This window comes from Streptomyces ochraceiscleroticus, from assembly GCF_000720485.1.
Lineage (GTDB): Bacteria > Actinomycetota > Actinomycetes > Streptomycetales > Streptomycetaceae > Streptomyces > Streptomyces ochraceiscleroticus.
The window spans coordinates 1-22,883 of record NZ_JOAX01000018.1 but is presented as its reverse complement, the minus strand read 5'-3'; the positions used below and the strand labels follow the sequence as shown (position 1 = coordinate 22,883).

Annotated in this window: 18 protein-coding genes and 1 riboswitch; of the genes, 7 read left to right on the top strand and 11 right to left on the bottom strand. The window is 72.3% G+C overall.

Features of this window, described 5'->3' with window-relative positions; translation table 11 throughout:
- Positions 1-32 precede the first annotated feature (32 nt).
- Both IG84_RS0121950 and IG84_RS0121945 read right to left on the bottom strand, forming a co-directional pair.
- On the bottom strand, positions 33-2,609 hold the full coding sequence (locus IG84_RS0121950) for a DUF5682 family protein (RefSeq protein ID WP_051862198.1): 2,577 nt from the start codon (positions 2,607-2,609) through the stop codon (positions 33-35).
- The gene (locus IG84_RS0121945) at positions 2,606-3,763 is read right to left on the bottom strand and encodes an ATP-binding protein (protein ID WP_031059835.1); all 1,158 of its coding nucleotides are present in this window, start codon (positions 3,761-3,763) and stop codon (positions 2,606-2,608) included. Before IG84_RS0121945 ends, IG84_RS0121950 begins: the two co-directional genes overlap by 4 nt.
- 162 nt (positions 3,764-3,925) lie before the next feature.
- On the opposite strand from IG84_RS0121945, the gene IG84_RS0121940 reads away from it, so the two are divergent.
- Positions 3,926-5,368 (top strand): SWIM zinc finger family protein, encoded by a 1,443-nt coding sequence (locus IG84_RS0121940; RefSeq protein WP_031059833.1) that lies wholly within the window; start codon positions 3,926-3,928, stop codon positions 5,366-5,368.
- 97 nt (positions 5,369-5,465) lie between these two features.
- Positions 5,466-7,166, top strand: coding sequence for a DUF5691 domain-containing protein (locus IG84_RS0121935; protein ID WP_051862236.1), 1,701 nt, complete (start codon positions 5,466-5,468; stop codon positions 7,164-7,166).
- A gap of 152 nt (positions 7,167-7,318) precedes the next feature.
- Here IG84_RS0121935 and icmB read toward each other — a convergent pair whose 3' ends face one another.
- Positions 7,319-7,729 carry a coenzyme B12-dependent isobutyryl CoA mutase small subunit gene (gene icmB, locus IG84_RS0121930; RefSeq protein ID WP_030254259.1) on the bottom strand — a complete coding sequence of 137 codons (411 nt, stop codon included), beginning with the start codon at positions 7,727-7,729 and terminating at the stop codon, positions 7,319-7,321.
- A 586-nt stretch (positions 7,730-8,315) separates the two neighbouring features.
- Between icmB and IG84_RS42345 the strand changes: the two genes are divergently transcribed.
- Positions 8,316-9,491, top strand: a complete 1,176-nt coding sequence (locus IG84_RS42345; protein ID WP_245659507.1) for an alpha/beta hydrolase — start codon at positions 8,316-8,318, stop codon at positions 9,489-9,491.
- A 265-nt stretch (positions 9,492-9,756) separates the two neighbouring features.
- Positions 9,757-11,430 carry a M23 family metallopeptidase gene (locus IG84_RS0121920; RefSeq protein WP_031059821.1) on the top strand — a complete coding sequence of 558 codons (1,674 nt, stop codon included), beginning with the start codon at positions 9,757-9,759 and terminating at the stop codon, positions 11,428-11,430.
- Between the two features lie 94 nt (positions 11,431-11,524).
- Here IG84_RS0121920 and pcrA read toward each other — a convergent pair whose 3' ends face one another.
- Positions 11,525-13,993 carry a DNA helicase PcrA gene (pcrA, locus tag IG84_RS0121915; RefSeq protein WP_031059818.1) on the bottom strand — a complete coding sequence of 823 codons (2,469 nt, stop codon included), beginning with the start codon at positions 13,991-13,993 and terminating at the stop codon, positions 11,525-11,527.
- A gap of 351 nt (positions 13,994-14,344) precedes the next feature.
- Positions 14,345-14,531, top strand: a riboswitch (cyclic di-AMP (ydaO/yuaA leader).
- 8 nt (positions 14,532-14,539) lie between these two features.
- On the opposite strand from pcrA, the gene IG84_RS0121910 reads away from it, so the two are divergent.
- Positions 14,540-15,715, top strand: coding sequence for a C40 family peptidase (locus IG84_RS0121910; protein WP_031059815.1), 1,176 nt, complete (start codon positions 14,540-14,542; stop codon positions 15,713-15,715).
- Between the two features lie 131 nt (positions 15,716-15,846).
- Here the strand turns inward: IG84_RS0121910 and IG84_RS0121905 are convergent, their stop codons facing one another.
- Both IG84_RS0121905 and IG84_RS0121900 read right to left on the bottom strand, forming a co-directional pair.
- Positions 15,847-16,200: a hypothetical protein gene (locus tag IG84_RS0121905; protein WP_031059812.1), complete on the bottom strand. Its 354-nt coding sequence runs from the start codon at positions 16,198-16,200 to the stop codon at positions 15,847-15,849.
- A gap of 492 nt (positions 16,201-16,692) precedes the next feature.
- On the bottom strand, positions 16,693-17,511 hold the full coding sequence (locus IG84_RS0121900) for an alpha/beta fold hydrolase (RefSeq protein ID WP_051862190.1): 819 nt from the start codon (positions 17,509-17,511) through the stop codon (positions 16,693-16,695).
- A 190-nt stretch (positions 17,512-17,701) separates the two neighbouring features.
- Here IG84_RS0121900 and IG84_RS0121895 point away from each other — a divergent pair, with 190 nt between their 5' ends.
- The gene (locus tag IG84_RS0121895) at positions 17,702-18,451 is read left to right on the top strand and encodes a GNAT family N-acetyltransferase (RefSeq protein ID WP_051862188.1); all 750 of its coding nucleotides are present in this window, start codon (positions 17,702-17,704) and stop codon (positions 18,449-18,451) included.
- A gap of 5 nt (positions 18,452-18,456) precedes the next feature.
- On the opposite strand, the gene IG84_RS0121890 is transcribed toward IG84_RS0121895, so the two are convergent.
- Both IG84_RS0121890 and IG84_RS0121885 read right to left on the bottom strand, forming a co-directional pair.
- Positions 18,457-18,642, bottom strand: coding sequence for a DUF397 domain-containing protein (locus IG84_RS0121890; RefSeq protein WP_031059803.1), 186 nt, complete (start codon positions 18,640-18,642; stop codon positions 18,457-18,459).
- Positions 18,635-19,432, bottom strand: a complete 798-nt coding sequence (locus tag IG84_RS0121885) for a helix-turn-helix domain-containing protein (RefSeq protein WP_031059800.1) — start codon at positions 19,430-19,432, stop codon at positions 18,635-18,637. Before IG84_RS0121885 ends, IG84_RS0121890 begins: the two co-directional genes overlap by 8 nt.
- 94 nt (positions 19,433-19,526) lie before the next feature.
- Here IG84_RS0121885 and IG84_RS40015 point away from each other — a divergent pair, with 94 nt between their 5' ends.
- The gene (locus IG84_RS40015; RefSeq protein WP_078649191.1) at positions 19,527-20,042 is read left to right on the top strand and encodes an ATP-binding protein; all 516 of its coding nucleotides are present in this window, start codon (positions 19,527-19,529) and stop codon (positions 20,040-20,042) included.
- On the opposite strand, the gene IG84_RS0121880 is transcribed toward IG84_RS40015, so the two are convergent.
- From IG84_RS0121880 to IG84_RS0121870, 3 genes are all read right to left on the bottom strand, one after another.
- Positions 19,942-20,646 carry a LuxR C-terminal-related transcriptional regulator gene (locus IG84_RS0121880; protein ID WP_031059796.1) on the bottom strand — a complete coding sequence of 235 codons (705 nt, stop codon included), beginning with the start codon at positions 20,644-20,646 and terminating at the stop codon, positions 19,942-19,944. The two genes, IG84_RS40015 and IG84_RS0121880, sit on opposite strands and share 101 nt — an antisense overlap.
- Positions 20,643-21,971: a PspC domain-containing protein gene (locus tag IG84_RS0121875; RefSeq protein WP_031059793.1), complete on the bottom strand. Its 1,329-nt coding sequence runs from the start codon at positions 21,969-21,971 to the stop codon at positions 20,643-20,645. The genes IG84_RS0121880 and IG84_RS0121875 overlap by 4 nt, the downstream gene beginning before the upstream one ends.
- A gap of 148 nt (positions 21,972-22,119) precedes the next feature.
- Positions 22,120-22,842: a hypothetical protein gene (locus tag IG84_RS0121870; protein ID WP_157848927.1), complete on the bottom strand. Its 723-nt coding sequence runs from the start codon at positions 22,840-22,842 to the stop codon at positions 22,120-22,122.
- Positions 22,843-22,883: the final 41 nt, after the last annotated feature.

Below are 22,883 nucleotides of genomic sequence, written 5' to 3'. Positions count from 1 at the left end.
CGCTGTCGCCCCCATCGCTGCCGACTCCGCGGTCATCGCCTCTCCCCCGAGGGTGTGTCCGTTCCTGTGGTGGTGAGCGCGCGGTCCCTGCCGTCGGGTCCCTCGCCCAACAGGGCGTGCAGGGTCGGCAGGACGGCCGCGGCGCGGTCCCGGTCCAGGCCCGGGCCGAAGCCGGGGGCTGCCGCCTCCTCGCCGCCGCCCGCGGCACCGTGGCCGACCGCCGCACCGCCGCCGACCGCCCCGGCGGCCACCGGCCCGCGCCGTACCAGCTCGCCGAGCGTGCGCCGCACCCCCGGCTCGTACTGCGAGAACGTCCTCCGCAGCAGCGGCAGTACGTCCGTGAACGCCTCCCCCGGCACCCGCGTCAGCCAGCCGTCCAGCAGCGCCAGCAGCCGCTCGTCGTGGACCAGCAGCATTCCCCCGCCGGCCCCGCCCCCGACGAACCCCTCGATCCAGGCCGCGGCGTCGGCGGGCGGCACCCCCGGCGAGAGGGCGAGCCCCATGAGCCGAGCGGCCCCGCCGTCCCCCCGAGTACCGTCGCCCTCCCCCGCACTGCTCGTACCTCCTGTACCGCCTGTACCGCCGTCCTCCAGCCGGCCGTCGTCGACGAGCATCCGTGCTGCGCGCCCCCGTATCAGCCCCGGTATCGCCTCCCGCTCCGCCAGCACGCGCAGCACCGCGGTCCACCGCCCGCGGAGCCCCCCGTCCTCCGTCACCTGGGACAGCAGCCCCACGGCCTGCTGCGTCGCATCGAGGTGCGTCCGCATCTCCGCCGCGCCCTCCGCGTCCAGGGACGCGCACGCCGGCGGCAGGCCCACGAAGACCCGCTCGACCAGGCCGACCGCGACCTCGCGCAGCGCCGCCGCGTCCGTGCCGCGCACGTCGCCGTACCGCACCGACCGCACCAGCGCGGGCAGCGCCTGGGCGAGGTGGCCGACGTCGGCGTCGAGCGCCGCCCGGTCGGCCAGTACCCGCATCACCACCGGCAGCGCGTCCGGCAGTTCGGCCAGCAGGCAGCGCTCGGCCAGCGCCGTGACCTCGGCGAGCGCGCCCGCGTCCGCCGCGTCCGACGCCGCCCGCGCCGTGGCCGCGGCGAGCACCGTCGTCCCCCAGATGCCCGCCTCCGCGACCCGCACCGACAGCTCCGGCTCCCAGCGCAGCCGCCAGGTCTCCCGGAATGTGCCCGTACTCGTGCGGGAATGGGTCGGCGCGCCCCACGGGATGTCCAGCAGCCGCAGCCGGTGCAGCAGCCGGCTCCGCGCGGCGTCGGTCTCCTTGCGCAGGTCCAGCTCCAGCTCGCGCTCCTTCGCCTCCGGCTTGAGGCGCAGGGTGCGCTGGAGCCGCGCGATGTCCCGCTGGAGCGGCACGGCGGGCGCGGCCCGCGGCACCTCGCCGAGCACGTCGCCGACCACCAGCCGGTCGTGGATCAGCGAGGCGGGGACGTCGGAGCCGTCGCTCAGCACGGCGCGCACCGCGTCCTCGGTCTCGGTGAGACCGGCGAGCGGGCGGCCGCGCATCGCCGCGAGCGACTCGGCGAGCCGCACCGCTTCGATGACGTGGGCGGTGGAGACGGCGTAGTCCTCTCCCCGCAGCAGCCCCGCGACCTTGGTCAGCCATCGCTCTATGGGGCGGTCGGGGCTGCTGAAGAGGTGGCCGTACCAGCCCGGTGAGGCGATCCCCGCGCCGTAACCGCTGCTCCGGGACAGCCTGCGGTGCGTCCACGGGACCCAGGTGACCGACACCTTGGCCTTCGGGAGGCCCTTGAGGAGGGCGCGGTCGGCGGTGACGGTCGTCCGGCGGGCGAGTGCCGGTACGTGCCACGCCCCGCAGACGACCGCGATGTCGTCCCCGAACTCCCGCCGCGCCTCACGCAACCGCAGCCGCATGTGCGCTTCGCGCACGGCGTCCCGGGAGGCCCCGCCCTCCTCGCCCGCCTCCCCCTCCTCCCGGAGTGCGCCCATCGCCTCGGCCAGCGCTTCGAAGGGGGCGAGCGCGTCACCGGATGCGGCCGTACCGCGGTGTTCGACCACGTCCTCCCACCAGCGCTCCGCGTCGTCGTACCCGGCGGCCTCGGCCAGTACCCCGAGGGGATCGACCCGCGCGTCGCCCGCCACGGGACCAGCCGGCTCAGCGGGTCCGTCCGGGGCCGTCCCCTCCCCCGCTTCCGCCTCCGCCTCGGCCTCGGCCTCCGGGCCCGCGAGCGAAGGCTCCTCCGGCCCCGACCCCGACCCCGACCCCGCGAGGGAATGCGCCGCCGGAAGGTCGATGAAGCGCACCGGGACGCCGCGCCGCAGCGCCCACCGGAGGGCCACCCACTCCGGGGAGAACTCCGCCATCGGCCAGAACGCGGCCCGCCCCGGGTCGTCGGCCACGTGCGCGAGCAGCGCGACCGGCGGCCGCATCTCCTCGTCCGCGGCCAGCGCCACCAGCGCGTCCGCCTCCGGCGGCCCCTCGATGAGCAGCGCCTTCGGCTCGTACTGCGCCAGCGCCGCCCCGACCGCACGGGCCGACCCGGGCCCGTGATGCCGCACCCCGAGCAGCCACGGACCGGCCGCCCGCCGCTCCCCCGTGCCGCGCTCCGTACCGTGCTCCGCTGTCCGGGTCGTCATGCGCTCACCTCCCGGCAGGCGCGGTAGAAGTCCTTCCAGCCGTCGCGCTCGCGCACGACCGACTCCAGGTACTCCTGCCAGACGACGCGGTCGGCCGCCGGGTCCCGGACCACCGCGCCCAGGATGCCCGCCGCGACGTCCGACGGCCGCAGCACGCCGTCTCCGAAGTGCGTCGCCAACGCCAGCCCGTTGGTGACCACGGAGATCGCCTCCGCCGTGGACAGCGTCCCCGAGGGCGACTTGAGCTTTGTACGGCCGTCCGTCGTCAGGCCGTCCCGCAGCTCGCGGAAGACCGTCACGACCCGGCGGATCTCGGCCATGCCGTCCGGCGCCGGCGGCAGGTCCAGCGAGCGGCCGATCTGATCGACGCGGCGCGTGACGATGTCGACCTCCTCGTCCGGCGTGGCCGGCAGCGGCAGCACGACCGTGTTGAAGCGACGGCGCAGCGCGCTGGAGAGCTCATTGACCCCGCGGTCGCGGTCGTTGGCGGTGGCGATGAGGTTGAAACCGCGGACCGCCTGCACCTCCTGGCCCAACTCCGGTATGGGCAGCGTCTTCTCCGACAGGATGGTGATGAGCGTGTCCTGCACGTCCGCCGGGATCCGCGTCAGCTCCTCGACCCGCGCGGTCATGCCCTCTGCCATCGCGCGCATGACGGGGCTGGGCACCAGCGCGTCCCGGCTGGGGCCGTGCGCGAGCAGCCGTGCGTAGTTCCAGCCGTACCGGATCGCCTCCTCCGGCGTGCCGGCCGTGCCCTGGACCAGGAGCGTGGAGTCGCCGCTGACCGCCGCCGCGAGATGCTCCGACACCCAGGTCTTGGCCGTGCCGGGCACGCCGAGGAGCAGCAGCGCGCGGTCGGTCGCGAGGGTGGTGACCGCGACCTCGACGATGCGGCGCGGGCCGACGTACTTCGGCGTGATGACCGTGCCGTCCGCGAGCGTGCCGCCGAGCAGATACGTCGCCACCGCCCACGGCGAGAGGCGCCAGCGCTCGGGCCGCGGCCGGTCGTCCGCGGCCGCCAGCGCGGCCAGCTCCTTTGCGAATGCATCTTCCGCGTGCGGCCGCAGCGCCACCGCTTCGCCGTCCTGCCGCCCGGCTACCGCCGCCGTCCCCCGGCCGTTCCCCGCGCCGTTCTCCACCCTCGCGCAATCCATGACTCCCCCTTGTCCCAGGCCCTACGGCCCGCACCCCGCAACTCGCGGGCCGCTTGCGGATTCCAGACTGCACCATGCCACTGACAATCGACCCCGCCGTGACAAACCTGCTGGTCAGAGCGATTGTCAGTGGCTGGGTCTAGCGTTTTCGACATGCTGGGAATGGACGGGGAGAAAACCCCGAACCCCCGAGCGCAGGGGGAACGCTGGACGACCGAGCAGGTACTGGCGGTGGCGCCCGACGCGGCGTCGCGCAAGGCCGGCGGCAAGCTCGCGACGCCCGGCCCGTGGTCGGAGGCGGGCGCGGGCGACGGAGCGGTGTGGGGCGTGTGCAAAGGGAGCGGGAGCACGCCATACCGAGCGATGGTGGACACGACGGGGCCTGCCTTCAAGTGCAGTTGCCCGAGCCGCAAGTTCCCGTGCAAGCACGCGCTGGGACTGCTGTTGCTGTGGGCCGGAGAGGACGGCTCCGACGGGGATGACGGGGGTGTGGTGACGGGCGGCGAGCCGCCGCTGTGGGTAGCCGAGTGGCTGTCCGGGCGGCGCGAGCACCGCGAGGACCGGCCCGGCAAGGGGGACAAGGACGGGGGCAAGGACAAGGGCAGTAAGGGGCTCGCGGACCCGGAGGGGGCGCGCCGGCGGGCGGAGCGCCGGGCGCAGCGGGTCGGCGCGGGGGCCGAGGAGCTGGAGCGGCGCCTCGCCGACCTGCTGCGGTCCGGGCTGGCCGCGGCGGACCGCGCGGGGTACGGCAGTTGGGATGAGACAGCGGCCCGCATGGTGGACGCCCAGGCGCCCGGACTGGCGGCCCGGGTGCGGGAGTTGGGGTCCATCCCGGGCTCCGGCGCCGACTGGCCGTCCCGGCTGCTGGAGGAATGCGCGCTGCTGCACCTGCTCGACGAGGGGCTCCTTGGTATCGAGCGGCTTCCGGAGCCGCTGGCGGCCACGGTCCGCTCGCGAGTGGGCCTGACGACCGATGCGTCCGGTCCCGCGGCCGCGTCCGAGGAGCGGACGGTGCGGGACCGCTGGCTGGTGCTGTCGCAGCAGGACCGCGAGGAAGGCCCGCAGGGCAAGCTGACCACGCGGCGCATATGGATGCGGGGCGAGCGGACGGGCCGGATGGCGCTGCACCTCTCCTTCGCGGGCCCCGGGCGGGCGCACGATCTCGCCCTGCCGCCGGGGCTCGTCCTGGACGCCGATCTGACGTACTACCCGGGCGCCCGCCCGCTGCGCGTCGCCGTGGGCGAGCGGTACGCACCGGCCGCTCCCGGCGGCGTACCGGCCGGGTGCGGCGCGGACGCCGCGCTCGCCGCGTACGGTGACGCGCTGCGCGACGACCCGTGGCTGGACTCCTGGCCGGTGGTGCTGGCCGACGTCGTACCGATACCGGGCCGGCCGCCCACGCCGGGGCGGCCGGGCACCGGGTGGCAACTGGCCGACGCCGACGGCGAGTCGGCGCTGCCCGTGGACCCTCGCTGCGAGGGCGGTGCGGGCCTGTGGCAGCTCGCCGCGATATCCGGCGGCGGCCCCCTCACCGTGTTCGGCGAGTGCGGCCACCGGGGCTTCGTCCCGCTGACGACATGGGACCCGGCGCCGGTGGCGCTGTGAGAACGGCTCGGAGCCGAACGACCGACGGGAGGGGAGGGACGCCGTGAATGAGACGAGAGAAACCAGCGGGAGCGTGACCGTCCAGAAGGGGGACCGGATGGCTTCTTGGGGGGAGCTGGTGAGTGCCGCGCTGCTCGGGACGGAGCGGCGGGCCGCGCCGGTGCCGGTGCATGCGGGGCGGGAGCCCGCCGCCGCGCTGCTGGACGCGGCCGCGGTGAGCACGGTACGGCGGCGGGCGGGCCTGCGCCCCGCGCCCGCCGCGGAGCGGCCGGCCGTCGCCCCGCCGGACCCGCGACCCGAGCTGCCGGACGCGGCACGGCGCAGGCTGGCGCTGCTGCTGGCCGACCGGGGCGGCCATGCGGGCAGCCGGCGCGGCGCGGCCCCCGACCTGACGGAGCTGCTGCCGCAGTGGCTCGCGACGGCCGGGGAGCAGGGGTACCGCGCGCCCGCCGCACTGCTGCCGGCCCTGCTGGACGCGGCCCGGGCCCGTACGGACCTGCAGCCGGCCGCGCTCGCGCTGGCCGGGCCGCGGGCGCTGTGGCTGGCGCGGCTGAACGACGACTGGAAGTTCGCGCTGCGCGGGATCGGCGGCGCGGCGGCACTGCCCGCGCGACAGGACCACGCGGCAAGTCAACGCCTCTGGGAAGAGGGCCTGTTCGCGGAGCGGGTCGCGCTGCTGTCGGCGACCCGCCGCCTCGATCCGGCGGCGGGCCTGGCGCTGCTCGCGGGCACGTGGTCCACCGAACGGGCCGAGGACCGGCTGATGTTCCTGGACTCGCTCCGCGAGGGGCTGTCGCCGGCCGACGAGCCGTTCCTGGAGAAGGCGCTGTCCGACCGCAGCCGTAACGTCCGGGCGACAGCCGCCGAACTGCTCTCCGCCCTGCCGGAGTCCGCTCTGGCATCCCGCATGGCCGAACGCGCCACGGCCTGCCTCCGGCTCGACGAAGCGGCCGAGTACGACGGCGCGGACCGGGAGCAGCCGACCGCGGGCCCGGTCCTCGTCGTGACGCCGCCGCGGGCCTGCGACGCGGGGATGGAACGGGACGGGGTGGTGGCGAAGGCCCCGGCCGGCCGGGGCGAACGGGCGTGGTGGATGACCCAGTTGCTCGAGGCCACACCGCTCGGGGTGTGGCCGGGACTACTGGGAGGCCGCAGCCCGGAGGAGATCGTCGCGCTGCCGGTGGCGGACGGGCGGCGGACGGAGGTGCACGACGCCTGGTGCCGGGCGGCGGTGCGCCAGCGCAACGCCGCCTGGGCACGGGCGCTCCTGGGCGCCCCGACCGCAGCCGGCAACGGAATATCGGGCAGCGCTGCTCCCGGTATCGCCGCTTCCGATGGGGAGGCCGGGTCGTCGCGGGATGCGGCGAAGCTGCTGGGGGTGCTGCCCGCGGGGGAACGCGCGGCGTGGGTGGCGGAGTTCATCGCGTCGCACGGACTGTCGGACGCGTTCCGGCTGCTGGGGGTGTGCGCCGTGCCGTGGGCCGAGCCGCTCGGCCGGGCGGTGGTCGACGCGCTGGACATCGCGCGGGACGCCGGCAGCTATCCGTGGAGCTTCAGCGGGGTCATGGGGCTGGCCGAACGGTGTCTGGACCCGGCCGCGGCGGACCGGCTCGACATGCTCACGGCGCAGGGCGGCGAGCCGGAGGACGGCTCGCCCGGCGCGGACGGCTACTGGTCCGAGGCCTTCCAGCGGCTGGTCGGCACGCTCCGGCTCCGCGCCACGATGCACGCGGAACTGACCGGGAGGGACGCCCCGCACGCCGGGGCGGACTCCGGGCACGCCGGAGCGGGACCGTGAGCCCCCGGGCAGCCGCCCCCTGGCCGCCGCCTGCGGCAGGCGCGCGGACGAGCGCTCGGGCGCGGGGGCGTCCCGCGCCCGGGCCGGGGTCGGGGTCGGGGCCGGGGCGAACACCGGGTTCGGCGTCGGGGCCCGGGCGGGCGGAGGCCCGCTCAGGCCGTCAGCTGGCGGACGTTCGCGTTCACCCACTCAACGATGGAGGCCGTCGTGGCGCCCGGAGTGAAGATCTCGGCGACACCCTGCTCCTTGAGCGGCGCGATGTCGGCCTCCGGGATGATGCCGCCGCCGAAGACCTTGATGTCCTCCGCGTCGCGCTCCTTGAGCAGTTCGATCACCTTCGCGAAGAGGGTGTTGTGCGCCCCCGAGAGGATCGAGAGGCCGATCGCGTCGGCGTCCTCCTGGATCGCGGTGTCGACGATCTGCTCCGGAGTCTGGTGGAGCCCGGTGTAGATGACCTCCATGCCCGCGTCCCGCAGGGCCCGCGCGATGACCTTGGCTCCACGGTCGTGGCCGTCGAGCCCCGGCTTGGCCACCACCACACGGATCGGACCAGTCACACCCATCACTGCCTCCAAGCCAAGCGCGGCACCGGCCTTGACCAGCGCCGTCGAGCCGACAACCGAATATGCGGCCGCCAGGGCGGCCGCCAGCGTGAACGAACGTTATCCCCAGCATCGCGTACGGAGCCGTTTCGCGACATGGAGGGAGGGGGAAATCACACGTGGGACACGTTCGCTACGCGTCGTACGCCGCATCTCCTCCGCCGCCGCAAGGCGGCGGGGGCGTCTGCGGGGCGGCGCAGGGAGCCGCAGCAGATTGCCGCACCGCCGCGCCGGAGCCGCGCGGCACGGCAGTGCGCATTCCGGGTACGTACAGGCCCCATGCACACGCACGGTGTGCGGGGAAGAGGTACCGCGTCACGTACGGGCAGGCCGGCCGGGAGAGACGGAACGGACAGTACGGCCGGCACACACCGCAGGCGCAGCAGCCGCGGGGCTCTCGTCGGGTAACACCCGCCGGAGTCCGCGCCGGTACCTCGACGTCATCGGCGAGCACGGTGCACAGGGACCGTGTACGCACCCAACGGCTCCCCATGAGGGCATGACGGGGGACAGAGGCGTCCTCCGCGTGCCGTTCGGAGGTCGGCCGATGAAGGCCCTGCCCTTTCTCTGCTGTCTGATCCGCCCCTCCGCCGCCATGCTGCGCGTCACGGTCTGGGAGCTGGCGGTGCTCGCCGGGCACCTCCTGCTGTACCCCACGGGCGTCTCGCAGGAGCAGGCCGCGGCAGCGGCAGCCCGTGCGGCCTCGGCCGCGGGCTCGGACGCCGAGGCAGTACGCGATGCCGGACGATCGCCGTCCGCACACACGAAGACCGGTCCGAAGGCCACCACGGCCAAGACCGCCACGGCCCCGGCGGGAACGACGAACGCCGGGGCGAATACGGGGGCGCACGCCGGGGCGAGCGCTGGGACGAGCACCGGGAGATCAAACGCCTGGCCTCAGACCGCGACAGAAACGGACGCAGACTCCGGAACCGGGGCCGGATCCGCCGTATCGGGGCAGTCAGGACGTCCGGGACGGTCAGGACGGCCGGCGGCCGAGGCCGCGGACTCGCTGCCCGCGCCCGCCATGCTGCCGACCGAGGGCCGGTCGCATCCGCCGGTGCTCCTGCTGCACGGCTTCATCGACAACCGCTCCGTCTTCGTACTGCTGCGCCGCTCGCTGCGCCGGCACGGCTGGTGCCACCTCGAGGCGCTCAACTACTCCCCTCTCACCTGCGACATACGCAAGGCCGCTGAGCTGCTCGGCCGGCATGTGGAGGACGTCTGCGAGCGCACCGGTCACCGGCGCATCGACCTGGTGGGCCACAGCCTCGGCGGCCTGATCGCGCGGTACTACGTGCAGCGGCTGGGCGGGGACGCGCGGATCCGGACGCTGGTCACGCTCGGCACCCCGCACGGCGGCACCCGGCTCGCCTCGCTGCTGCCCGCGCATCCGCTCGTGCGCCAGATGCGGACGGATTCCGACGTGATCAAGGAGTTGGCCCGGCCCGCGCCGAATTGCCGGACCTCTTTCGTCTGCTTCTGGAGCGATCTCGATCAGATGATGGTTCCGACCGAGACGGCAAAGATCAATCATGCCGATCTGCGGAGCCGGAACATCCATGTCTCCGGTGTCGGACATCTGGCCTTTCCGGTCAACGGCACGGTCGCGGCCGGCATCCGCGAGGCGCTGGCCTCGGCAGACCCGACGAATCCGGCCCAGTCGGAGAATCCCGGCGGCGCGGCGGACGAGGTCGCGCCCGACCAGGCGTCCGTCGCCTGACCACACCGCCCGGCCTGTCGGCCGATCCCGTTCGGATCCGGGCCCCACCTCGTGTGCCGGCCCGCTTTCCGATCACGACGCCTACGCCAATCGATGTCGAACATTCACCGAACGTCGCGCCAAGAACATGCCGGGCGTCCTCCGAAAGACGGCCAAATGCCCGGTCTGGAAGGGCCCGAAACCTACGGAAGATTGTCGCCATCGCATACCGCCGGGTACAGTCGCCGCTAATTCTCCTGCTGCCGAGGCGAAAGAGAAGTTGGTGGTGAACGACCGTCACCCGTCGGGGAACCCAGACCCGACCGGCTCTGCTGCTGACGCCTCGTACGGGTCCTATCCCGGCTACGAGTCGCACGAGCAGCAGGACGCCCAGCTCGGTTACGCCGCGTACGACGGGTACACCACCGGCACGTACGACACCGGTGCGTATGCCGCCGGTACCTACGACACCGGCGCGTACGACGCGAGCGGTGCGTACGACGTGACTGGTACGTACGACGCCTACGGTGCGGTCCCGTACGACAGCGGGACGTACGACACCGGCGCGTATGACGTGAGCGGTGCGTACGAGGCGAACGGAACGTACGACGGCGGCACCTACCCTGCGGGGTACGAGACCGGTACGTACGACCCGTATGCGTACCCGTCGCACGACGCCACCGGTACGTACGACACCACCGGGGCATACGACGCGAGCGGTGCCTACGACACCGGCGCGTACGACGTGACCGGTGCCTACGACACCGGGACGTATGACACCGGTGCGTACGACACGGTCGGCGGTGCCTGGCCGGCTGCCGGCGGTTACGAGGCCACCCCGCAGGACGCGCAGTTCGAAACGCCCCAGTTCGAAGCGACCCAGTTCGGGACCGGCCCCTTCGACACGGGTCAGTTCGACACCGGCCAGTTCGACACCGGCTCCTTCGACACCGGCCAGTTCGACAACAGCCACATCGAAGCCGGTCAGTTCGAGGCCGCTGCCGAGTCCACCGCCGTCTTCACCGTCGATGACTTGGCCGACCCCGAAGCCGGAGCCGGAGCCGAAGACGCGACCGACAGCGATCTCCACTCCTCGGTCACCGCGATCATCCCCACCCCCACCCTCTCCCCCGAAGCCGCGCCCGAAGGCGCTCCCCCCGGTTCTTCCGCAGCCGCCCCCGGTGGCCGTCGGGCCGCCCGGCGGGAAGCCGGGAGCGGCGGCGGCCGGGGCCGGCGGCGGACGCCGAAGAAGTCCGCGCTGCTGACCGTCGCCGTGCCGTCCGTGGCCGCCATGGGCGTGTGCGCCGTGGCCGCCGCCTCCGTCTCCGGTGCGACCGACAAGGACGAGGACAACACCGCCGTACAGGCCGCTTCGGAAGCCTCGGCGGTGAAGCCGTCGGCCGCGAACAACAAGCTGGACTCCCAGCTCTCCAACCTGAGCGCGGACGCGAACGACTTCGCCGACCGTGCCAGTCGTACGCAGGAACGTCTCGACCTGCAGGCCCGGGAGGCCGCCGAGAAGAAGAGGCGGGCGGAGGAGGCAGCGCGCAAGGAGGCGCTGCGGCCGAAGTTCGCGCTGCCGGTCAAGCAGCACGGGCTGAGCGCGCTCTTCGGGCAGGCCGGCGTCAACTGGATGTCGCTGCACTCGGGCATCGACTTCCCGGTCAGTTACGGCACTCCGGTCATGGCCGCCACCGACGGCACCGTCGTCACCAAGTGGAACCCCGCCTACGGCAACATGGTGGAGCTCACCGCGCCGGACGGCACCGAGACCTGGTACTGCCACCTGAGCAGCGCGAAGATCCGCTCGGGCACGGTCAAGGCCGGAGACGTCATCGCGTACTCCGGCAACTCGGGCAACTCCACCGGCCCGCACCTCCACTTCGAGGTGCACCCCGACGGCGGCGACGCGATAGACCCGCTGCCCTGGCTGCGCTCCAAGGGCATCAACCCGAACTGAGCAACCCCGAACTGAGCAACACGCAGGCGGCCCGCCCCTCCGGGGGCGGGCCGCCTGCGGTGCGTACGACTACGGCGTCCCCGCCAACGTACGACTACAGCTTCTCCACCGGCGCGTACCGCAGCAGCAGCCGCTTCGGCTTCTCGCCGCCGAAGTCGATCGTGGCCTCGGCGTTGTCGCCGCTGCCCTTGACGCCGACGACCGTGCCCAACCCGAAGCTGTCGTGCGTGACGCGGTCGCCGATCGCCAGCGCGACCACCGGGCGGTCCTTCGCCCGCCGGGTCGCGAAGCCGCTCGGCCCCGCCTTGCTGCGCGAGGAGGAGACGGAGGACGAGGCCCCGAAGCCGCCGCCGGACAGGCCGGAGGACAGCCCGCCCATGGACGCGGACGGCGTCGCCGGGCCGGTGCGCTTCCACTCGACGTACTGGTCGGGGATCTCCTCCAGGAAGCGGGACTGCGGGTTGTACTGGGGCTGGCCCCAGGCGCTGCGCATCGTGGAGCGGGTGAGGTACAGGCGTTCCTGGGCGCGCGTGATGCCGACGTACGCCAGCCGCCGCTCCTCCTCCAGCTCCTTGGTCTGGCCGAGCGCGCGCATGTGCGGGAAGACGCCGTCCTCCATGCCGGTCAGGAAGACGGTCGGGAACTCCAGGCCCTTCGCCGTGTGCAGGGTCATGAGCGTGATGACGCCCGTGCCCTCCTCGTCCTCGTCGGGGATCTGGTCGGAGTCGGCGACCAGCGCGACCTGCTCCAGGAAGTCGGAGAGCGTGCCCGGATTGTCCTCATCGCGGTCCTGCTCGAACTCGAGGGCGACCGCCGCCAGTTCCTGGAGGTTCTCGATGCGGGTCTCGTCCTGCGGGTCCGTGGACGCCTGGAGCTCGGCCAGATAGCCCGTACGCTCCAGGACCGCCTCCAGGACGGTCGCGGGGCCGGCGCCGGACTCGACGATGGTCCGCAGCTCCTCCATGAGCGTGTTGAAGCGCTTGACGGCGTTCGAGGAGCGCGCGGCCATGCCGTACGCCTCGTCGACGCGGCGCAGCGCCTGCGGGAAGGTGATCTTCTCGCGCAGCGCGAGCGCTTCGATCATGGCTTCGGCGCGGTCGCCGATGCCGCGCTTCGGCACGTTCAGGATGCGGCGGAGCGGGACGGCGTCCTCGGGGTTGGCCAGCACGCGCAGGTACGCGAGGACGTCCCGGACCTCCTTGCGCTCATAGAAGCGCACGCCGCCGACGACCTTGTAGGGCAGCCCGACCCGGATGAAGACTTCCTCGAAGACACGGGACTGGGCGTTCGTACGATAGAAGATCGCCACATCGCCGGCCCTGGTGTCGCCCGCGTCCGTCAGCCGGTCGATCTCGTCGGCGACGAACTGCGCCTCGTCGTGCTCGGTGTCGGCGACATAGCCGGTGATCTGCGGACCCGTGCCGGCGTCCGTCCAGAGGTTCTTCGGGCGGCGGTTCTCATTGCGCTCGATGACGGCGTTGGCGGCCGAGAGGATCGTCTGCGTGGAGCGGTAGTTCTGCTCCAGCAGGATCGTGGTCGCGTCCGGGTAGTCCTCCTCGAACTGGAGGATGTTCCTGATCGTGGCGCCGCGGAAGGCGTAGATCGACTGGTCGGCGTCGCCCACGACGCACAGCTCGGCGGCGGGCACCTCGGGCGTCCCGGGGCCGACCAGCTCGCGCACGAGGGTGTACTGCGCATGGTTGGTGTCCTGGTACTCGTCGACCAGGACGTGCCGGAAGCGGCGGCGGTAGTGGTCCGCGACGTCCGGGAACGCCTGGAGCAGGTTCACCGTCGTCATGATGATGTCGTCGAAGTCCAGGGCGTTGGCCTCGCGCAGCCGTGCCTGGTACATCGCGTACGCCTCGGCGAGCGTCTTCTCGAAGCCGTCAGCAGCCGTCCCGGCGAAGTCCTCGTGATCGATGAGCTCGTTCTTGAGGTTGGAGACCTTGGCGCTGAAGGACTTGGGCGGGAAGCGCTTGGGGTCCAGGTCCAGGTCGCGGCAGACCAGGGCCATCAGGCGCTTGGAGTCGGCGGCGTCGTAGATCGAGAACGACGACGTGAAGCCCAGCTTCTTGGACTCGCGGCGCAGGATGCGCACGCAGGCGCTGTGGAACGTGGACACCCACATGGCGTTGGCGCGCGGGCCCACCAGGTCCTCGACGCGCTCCTTCATCTCGCCCGCGGCCTTGTTCGTGAACGTGATCGCGAGGATCTGGCCGGGGTGGACGCCGCGCGCGCCGAGCAGATGCGCGATGCGGTGCGTGAGGACGCGGGTCTTGCCGGAGCCGGCGCCGGCGACGATGAGCAGCGCACCGCCGCTGTGCACGACGGCGGCCTTCTGCTGGTCGTTCAGCCCCTCCAGCAGCGCGGCCGGGTCCACCGCGGGGCGGGCGGCGCCGTCGCGGTAGTACGCGTCCCGCTGCACGGGGGCGTCATAGCGGCCGCCGAAGAGGTCGTGCGGCACCTCCTCCGCTGCCGGACGGTCCTCGTCCTCGGGAGGCGGCGGCTCCTCGTCCTTGGGGTCGAGGTCCGCCAGGAAGCTGTCGTCAAAGAGGCTGCTCATCGCCCACCGAGTCTAGGCCGCCCCACTGACAACGCGGTCCGGACCGCGGAATTCCGGGGTCGACGGGCCGCCCGCGGCGGGCGCGCGGAGGATACGGGGCCCGCTCCGCACTCACGGACGGACAACAAGACCGGACAATCCGTGTTCACAGGTGGTCGGTCATCGGCCCGGACACGATCAGGTCACGAAAATGTATCGGGCAAATCGAACATCAGCCTTCACAGAAGTCACACGAGTTGGCTACCGTGCCGACCGGGCAGCCCGCCCCACCGCCCGGCGAAAGCGCCGGCACGGGCCGCCCCGCCGAGTCCGCCTGTTCGTGCGCACAGCTCGTATGCACGGTTCGTACGCACTGTTCGTACGCACGACAGCCGGAGCCGGGGACCCACACGTACGACCGGGGTGAATCGGCCGGCACGGAGCGACCCGCACGGGGAACGATCCGCACAGGCCGTAGGGCACCTTCCGTAGTACGCCGCAGCATGCGGCACACGCCCGAACCCGACAGCTAACCCGGTAGGCGGTCCACGGAAGGAGTCGCCGGCCTTGGCGTCTCATCGCAAGCCGCGCACCCGCATCCTCGCCGTGCCCGCGCACCGCCGTACGGCGGCCGGGCTCACCACCGCGGCGCTCGCCTCCGTCACGCTGCTCACCCAGAGCGCGGACGCGGCCCCCAGCAGCCCCAAGCCCTCCATAGAAGAGGTCAAGAAGAAGGTCGACGGCCTGTACCGGCAGGCCGAGGTCGCCACCCAGAAGTACAACGCCGCCAAGGAGCGCGCCGGCACGCAGAGCGAGAAGGTGGACGAGCTGCGGGAGGCCGCGGCCCGGCGGACCGAGAAGATGAACGAGGCCCGGCGCGAGCTGGGCACCTTCGCCTCCGCGCAGTACCGCTCCGGCGGACTGAGCCCGACCGCGCAGCTCATGCTGGCCCGGGACCCGCAGCAGTTCGTGGACCGCAACCACCTGATGGAGCGGCTCACCGGCCGCCAGCAGGAGGCGGTCGACGACTACCAGGACCAGCAGGCGCAGGCCGCGCGCAAGCGGGCGCAGGCGACCAGGAGCCTGGAGGAGCTGCAGAAGTCCCAGGAGTCGCTGAAGACGTCCAAGCGGGACGTGCAGGACAAGCTGACCGAGGCCCGGCAGCTCCTGTCCCGGCTGACCGCGCAGGAGAAGGCGCGGCTGGCGGAGCTGGACCGCAAGAAGAAGGCCGAGGCCCGGCGCAAGGCCGAGGAGCTGGCGCGGGAGCAGGCCGAGCGCGAGCGGCAGGAGCAGCAGGACGGCGGATCGGGTGGTACGACCGGCGGGTCCGGCTCCGGGGGTGATACCGGGTCCGGGACGGGGTCAGGCTCCGGGGTGCCCGACGGTTCGTACGCAACCAAGGCGGAGAAGGCGCTCGCCTTCGCCCGCGCGCAGCTCGGCAAGCCGTACGTATGGGGCGCGACCGGCCCCACGTCGTACGACTGCTCGGGACTCACCCAGGCGGCGTGGAAGGCGGCGGGCGTCTCGCTGCCGCGGACGACCTGGGACCAGGTGAAGGTGGGCACGCGCGTCGCGACGGGCGATCTGCAACCCGGTGACCTGGTCTTCTTCTACGACGACATCAGCCACGTCGGGATGTACATCGGCGACGGCAAGATGATCCACGCGCCGAAGCCGGGCGCGAACGTCCGCGTGGAGTCGATCTACTACATGCCGATCTACGGGAGCGTACGACCGGCCTGAGCTCACGATCGGCCTCAGCGTACGACCGGCCTGAGGTACCCGCCGGCCACAAAGACGAACCGCGCGGCCGCCCCCTCGGGGCAGTCGCGCGGTTCGTACGTTCACCGGGCCCGGCGAATCCGGGCAGGCGCTCAGGTCCAGAGCAGCGCGATGAAGATGTTGATCACCGTGAGCAGGCCGACGAGCCCGAAGAGCGGCTTCTCCACCTTCTCCTCGTCACGCTTCACGTAGACCAGGCCCAGGATCACGATCAGGAGGGCGAGCTTGACGCCGATCTTGATGTTGTTGACCGAGTAGTCCTGCATCTGGTTCAGGCCGACCAGGATGACGCCGGTCACCAGCATCGTGATCGCGCCGTGCAGCATCGCGGGCACGAAGCGGGCGGTGCCCGCGCCCATCGCCTTCATCTGCGTGAGGAAGCCGCCGAGCAGCGAGGCGATGCCGATGATGTGCAGGGCGACGAACACATTGATCACTACGTCCATAGTGGTCGATCGTAGCCCCGCCCTCGGCCCGGCCATCGGGCAGGGCTGCCGTCCTTGTCCCGGTCCGTCACCAGTCGCCACCGGTCGGTACCTGCCACCCGGCGGCCGAAAGCGACCAGTCCATGGCAACGGAACGGACAAGTACCGGCAATGCCCCGCCTAATGCCCGCCGGGAGGTTTAGCGTCCTCGTTCAGGCGGTCGGCTCCCCATCGCCGTCGGTTCCGCCCCGGCGGCCGTCGGCCGCCCCCGCCGAGGTACGGCGGCGGCCCGCTCCCCCTTGTTACGGACCGCCGCCGTACCGCACCGACCGCGAGCAGCCACGCCCCCGGAGTCCCCCTTCGGCTTTGCTGTCGCGAGGCGGAACTCGGGATAACTGGCGCCACACCAGTAACGAAAACGATCCAGCGCTCAACCACCCGGTCAATCAATTCCCCCGCGGAATTCGACCCTACGGTCGGAATTCGGCAGGCCGTTCCCATCCGGCCCAATCCTCAATGCAGCCGCGGTACATGGCCGCTCACCACGAAGTCCCGCAGCAGGTCCATCGCCCGTTTCGGCGCCTCGCGGAAGACGCCGTGCCCCGCCTTGGCCAGTACGTGCAGCCGTACGTCCGTATGACTCAGCCGGTGCGCGAAGCGGCGGGCCGCCGACGCGGTCGCCACCGGGTCCTGCTCCCCCGCCAGTATCATCGTCCGGCACGCCAGCCGGTCCAGCCCGCGCCAAGGGTCGAACTCCCGCGCCAGCACCAGCCGGAAGTGGTCCAGCACGTCGTCGTTCCAGCGCACCCGGCGCAGCCGGTCCCGGCCGGCCGCGTCCCCGCCCGCCTGCTGCGAGTACAGCGGCAGGCAGACCCGCTCCCACGCGTCGGTCATCTCGTCGCCCGTGTCCCCCGCCCAGTAGCGCAGCGCGACGTCCCGGGCCTCCGCCCCTCCCAGCCGTTCGAACATCTCCAGCCGTTCGTACGTGTCGCCGGGCATCACGCTGTCCAGTACCAGCCCGGCGAACCGGTCCGGGTGCCGGATCGCCGCCAGCAGCGCGACCCAGCCCCCGCTGGACGTACCGACGAGAACGGGCCGTTCGATCTCCAGCGCGTCGCAGAAGTCGATCGCGTCGTCCGCCCACCGTTCCCACGTCCACTGCAGCGGCCCGCTGCGCACGGAACGACCACTTCCGCGCTGATCCAGATAGATGACCTGCGCGAAACCGGCCGCGGCGGAAAGCTCCGGCTTGAACAGGGTGTGATCCGCCCCCGGACCCCCGTGGAGCAGCACGATCGTCGGCCGTTCGGCCATGTCCGGGCCGTCCGTCACCAGTTGGGCCCCCTCCACATCGAAGTAGAGCCGAACACCATCACCGATATGTACCCGCACGGCCCTCGGCCTCTCTCAAGTAGCCTGATTTTTGAAGGATTCGGGTGGCTCCGGCAGCGTTATGCAAGGGGGCCGAATTCCACCGTCACTATTGCGAAGCTCTCGCAATACGATCGGGTCCGTGGACACAATGACCGAGCACCACCGCGTGCCTGTGGCACGGCCGGAGGTCGTACGCGCCTGGGTGGACGGCTGGGTACGTTCGCGCGGCGCGGACGGCGCGGTCGCGGTACCGGGCGGCTTCCGGATAGCCGTCGGCCGCACGGACCAGGTCGCGCGGTACGTCCTGCCCGCGGCCGACCCGGCGGTACTGCGCCGCCTGTCCGTCGCGCTCATCACGCCCGGCCTGTGGCTGAAGGTCTGCGCGCCCCGCTCGGCCGTCGAGCCCGCGCTGCCGGCGTCCTGGGACTTCCAGGCCCCGGAGTACCTGATGACCGCCCCACTGGGGCGCGCGTTGCGCACCGGGGCGCGCGATGGGGTGCCCGACGGGCTGCGGGACGGGTTGGTGCCCGGCGCCGCGCCCGCGCCACCGCCGGATCCAGCCGTGCTGCCCGGCGGATACGTCGTCGAGACGGTCGCCCAGGGCGGCCTCGTCGACGCGCGTGCGTTCGCCGCGACGGGTGAGGTGGCGGCCGGCGGCCGGGTCGCGCTGGCCGGTACGGTGGCGGTCTTCGACCGCGTGCGTACGGATCCGGCGCACCGCCGCCAGGGTCTGGGCCGGGTCGTGATGACGGCCCTGGCGGCCCGCGCCGCGCAACAGGGGGCGACGCAGGGGGTCCTGGTGGCCCGGGACGACGGTCTCTCCCTGTACCGGGCCATGGGCTGGGAGCTCCACTCCCCGGTCACCACGGCGGTACTCCGTAGACGGGGGTCGCGTTGATCCGCCTATTCGCCTCCGGCGGCGTACGCGACAAACGCCGCCCAGGCCGCGGGGGCTATCGCCAGACGGGGGCCGAGGGGCTCCTTGCTGTCCCGCACGTATACGCGTGCCGCGTGTTCAGCGACCTCGACGCAGGCGCCGCCCTCATCATCGCTGTAGCTGGACTTGTACCAAGCAAGCTCGTCACTCATGCTCCGCCGCCACCTTCCTGATGAATTCGGCCGACTCCTCGACGCAGAGGGCATGTTTGCGGAGCATGCCATGCCGCTGAGTCAGCTCGCTGGCCTTCTCCACGTCAGCGTAGAGAGCACTCGTCCGCTGGCCTTCTACGTAGGCGTACCGGTCGTGCTCGGCCGTTTCCAGAAGGACGATGCCGCCGATGAGGACTACCCCGCTGCAGCGGCCAATGGGGAGCACCTGGATCGATACGTTCCGCAGCTCGCCGACCTCCAGCAGCCGATGCATCTGCTGGCGCATGGTCCTGATGCCGCCCACCATCATCCGTAGCGCGGCTTCGTGGATGACGAAGTCGAACACGACCCGGGGGCGGGACGACAGCGCCTCTTGCCGACGCAGCCGGGCGCTCACGCGTTCCTCGACCGTCTCGTCGTCCGCAGGCGGGTAGGTCTCGCTCATCAGCACTCGGGCGTAGGCGTCGGTCTGGAGCAAGCCCGGAATCAGTATCGGCTCGTACCAGTGCACGGCGATGGCCTCGGACTCCAACGCCATGTACTCATGGGATCGGGCCGGGAAGGGGGCCGGCTTCAAGTAATCGCGCGCCGCTAGCAACATCCCGTGCGCGCCGCACATTTCGTCGGCGATTTCGAGGAGCTTCACCGTGGGGCGGCGGCGCCCCTGCTCCATGGACTTCACCGAGTCCTGCGCATAGCCGGACTCCGCGGCGAGGGCGTCACGCGAAACGCCTGCATGGTTACGCCACAGCTTGACCTGGTTACCGCAGTAGCGCCACGCGTCCGTCACCGCGTCCACCTCCGGGGGTACCGGCCGGGTACAACTGCGGCGGTACCCGGTCCGTCACTCCCCAAGGCTATGACCAGGCGGTCACTCTGCGGCTATGACCGACGGAACACCCCAAGACATCGAGTGGCGTTTGCCGAGGAGCGCACGGAGTGTCGGGAGGGCGCGTACACTGCTCGCCGCACAGGCGCGGTCGTGGAAAGTACCCGACGAAATCGCGGACACCGCCGTGCTGTTGCTCAGCGAGCTGATGACCAACGCGTGCCGGCACGCACACGTCTCGCCCGGCCGCGAGCTGCGCGCCCGCGCACTCGTACGGGCGGGCACCCTCTGTATCGAGGTCGCCGACGCGAGCAGCGCGCAGCCGGAGCCACGGGTCGCCGGGCCCGGCGACGAGTCGGGGCGGGGCCTCGCGCTCGTCGCCGCCCTCGCGGACGCGTGGGGCGCCGAGCCCCGCCCGTACCGCATCGGCAAAACCGTGTGGTGCGAACTCCGGCTGCCCTCCGACGACGTCAGATCAGGCGGCGGGCCGTTGCCCAGCGGGTCAGCTCGTGACGGTTCGAGAGCTGGAGCTTGCGGAGGACCGCCGAGACGTGGGACTCCACCGTCTTGACGGAGATGAAGAGCTGCTTGGCGATCTCCTTGTACGCATAGCCGCGCGCGATCAGCCGCAGCACCTCGCGCTCGCGCTGCGTGAGGCGGTCGAGGTCCTCGTCGACCGGCGGGGCGTCCGTGTTGGCGAACGCGTCGAGGACGAAACCCGCGAGGCGGGGCGAGAACACCGCGTCGCCGTCCTTGACGCGGAAGATCGCGTCGACGAGGTCGGCTCCCGTGATCGTCTTGGTGACATAGCCTCGCGCGCCGCCGCGGATGACGCCGATGACGTCCTCGGCCGCGTCCGAGACGGAGAGGGCGAGGAAGCGGACGGGCCGGTCGGTGGCGGCCATGAGGGGCGCGCACCGGCGCAGGACCTCTACGCCGCCGCCCCCGGGGAGGTGCACGTCCAGGAGGACCACCTCGGGGCGCGTGGCCGTGATGACCGTGACCGCCTGGTCGACGTCCGCGGCCTCGCCGACCACCTCGACGCCGGTCGAGTCGGTCTGGCCGATCTCGGCCTGGACGCCCGTACGGAACATCCGGTGGTCGTCGACGAGGACGACTCGCGCGCGCCGGGACTCCTCCGCGCCGCTCCCCTGTGCTGCTTCCGTCGCGCTCATTCCGCGGCCGCCCTCTCCATTTCCAGTTCCACTTCCGTCCCCCCGTCCGGGGCCGAGCGCAGCCGCGCCGTACCGCCGTTGCGCTGCATCCGCCCGATGATGGACTCCCGTACGCCCATCCGGTCACCCGGCACCGCGTCCAGGTCGAAGCCCGGCCCCCGGTCGCGTACCGAGAGGAACACCGTCCGGCCCTCCACCTCGGCGAAGACCTGCACCGCGCCGCCGCTGCCACCGTACTTGGCCGCGTTCACCATCGCCTCGCGCGCGGCCTGGAGCTGGGCGACCAGCTTCTCGTCCAGCGCGCAGTCGCCGACGACCACGACCTCGATCGGTACGCCGTGGTGGTCCTCGACCTCCGCCGCGGCCTTCCGTACGGCATCCGCGAGGCGGTCCGGCTCCGCGGCCTCGTCCTTGCCGCGCCCCTCCGGCTTGTACAGCCAGGCGCGCAGCTCGCGCTCCTGCGCGCGGGCGAGGCGGGCGACCTCCCGGGGGTCGTCCGCGCTGCGCTGGATGAGCGTGAGGGTGTGCAGTACGGAGTCGTGGACGTGGGCCGCGACCTCGGCCCGCTCCTGCGCGCGGATGCGCATCAGGCGCTCCTCGGAGAGGTCCTGTGTCATGCGGACCAGGTACGGGCCCGCGAGCAGCGCGATGCCGACGACGACGGCGAGCGCGGCCTGCAGTACGGAACCCAGGTTCCGGACCGAGCCCTGGAGGACGACGATGCCGGTGACCCCGATGCCGACCAGGAGGACACCCGCCGCGCCGCGCACTACGGGGAGCACGCCCTTGCGACGGCCGATTTCCAGCCACTGGGCACGGCGGGCGTTGTCGGCCTGCCGCCAGACCAGGGCGACGCCCGCGCCGATCAGCAGGATCGGCCAGAGGTAGGCGTTGGCGCGGCCGAGCTGGAACTGCGAGGCGAGCACCGACGCGCCGATGACCAGCGCGATCAGGGCGAAGATCTGGCCCTTGTCGAGGCGGCGGAAGCGGCGGCGCCAGCCCTCCGGGGCCGCGCCCTCGGAGGCGGCGGGCGGGGCGTACGGGCCGTACGCCGGGTGCCGGTGGGTGCCGACGCCGCCGACCCCGAGGGGAACGAAGAACCAGAACGCGGCATACAGGAGCGCGCCCATGCCCTGCGCCACGAAGAGGGCGAGGAAGACGATCCGCACCCAGGAGACGGGCAGCCCCAGGTGACCGGCCAGGCCGCGGGCGACGCCGCCGAGGAGCCGGCCGTCGGCGCTGCGGTACAGGCGGCGCGGGGGCGGCTCTGCGGGGTCGGGCGCCGGGGCGTAGGGGCCCTCGGTCCGGGGCGGAGCGGTCGTCATGCTCCCGATCGTCACATGCGGACGGATGTCCGGGCATCAGGGTCGGCCCTGATCGACCCCTGATCCACCCCTGATCGCCCCGGTGGCCGTTACTTGCGTTACTCGTCGCTACCGGTCGCTGCTTGTCGCTACCTGTCGCTACCTGCTGTCACTTGTAGCGGAAGCCGTCGCGGGCCACCTGGAAGACTTCCTGGAACTTCGGCCACTGGTCCTTCGGCGCCGACAGGTAGATCGCGTACTCGTCCTCGCCCTCCTTGCCGAAGCCGAGATCGATGGCGCGGAAGTCGCGCACCCGGCCCTGGAAGGTGAACTCCCAGATCGCCGCCGGCTGCCCCCGGAACAGGGTGTCCTGCAGCCGCAGCCGCTCGTACCCCGGCGACTTGCTCTGCAACTGCTGCTCGACCTGCTCGAAGTGGCGGACGTGATTCGAACTGGCGAAGTTCAGCACACTGACCTTCAGGCCGACGAGGCCGGAGGGGGCCAGGTAGTCGACCTCGTTGCGGTCCGGCATGTACTGACGGGTCCAGCCGTTCGGCACGGGGAAGGAGACGCCGAACTCCTTCTCGGTGACGAGGTGGTAGCCCACCGGGACCTTCGGCGGCTTCTGCTTGTCCGCGCCGTTGCCGCCCGCGGAGGCGGACGGCGTGGCCGGGTCGTCGGACATCCCGGGGATGTCCTTCACCCCGCCGCCGTCCTGCAGCAGGTACAGCACGCCGGCCGCCACCGTGCCGACGGCCACGACGGCCAGCGCGCCCCACAGGACGGCGCCCAGTCGCCGGCGGCGGGCGGGGGCCGCGGGCACGCCTACGGGGACGCGGCTGGTGGCGGTGGTGTCGCGCTGGGCGGGGACGGGGGTCTGTCTCTTATACACATCTGACGCTGCCGACGAATAGAGAGGTGTAGATTTTGGTG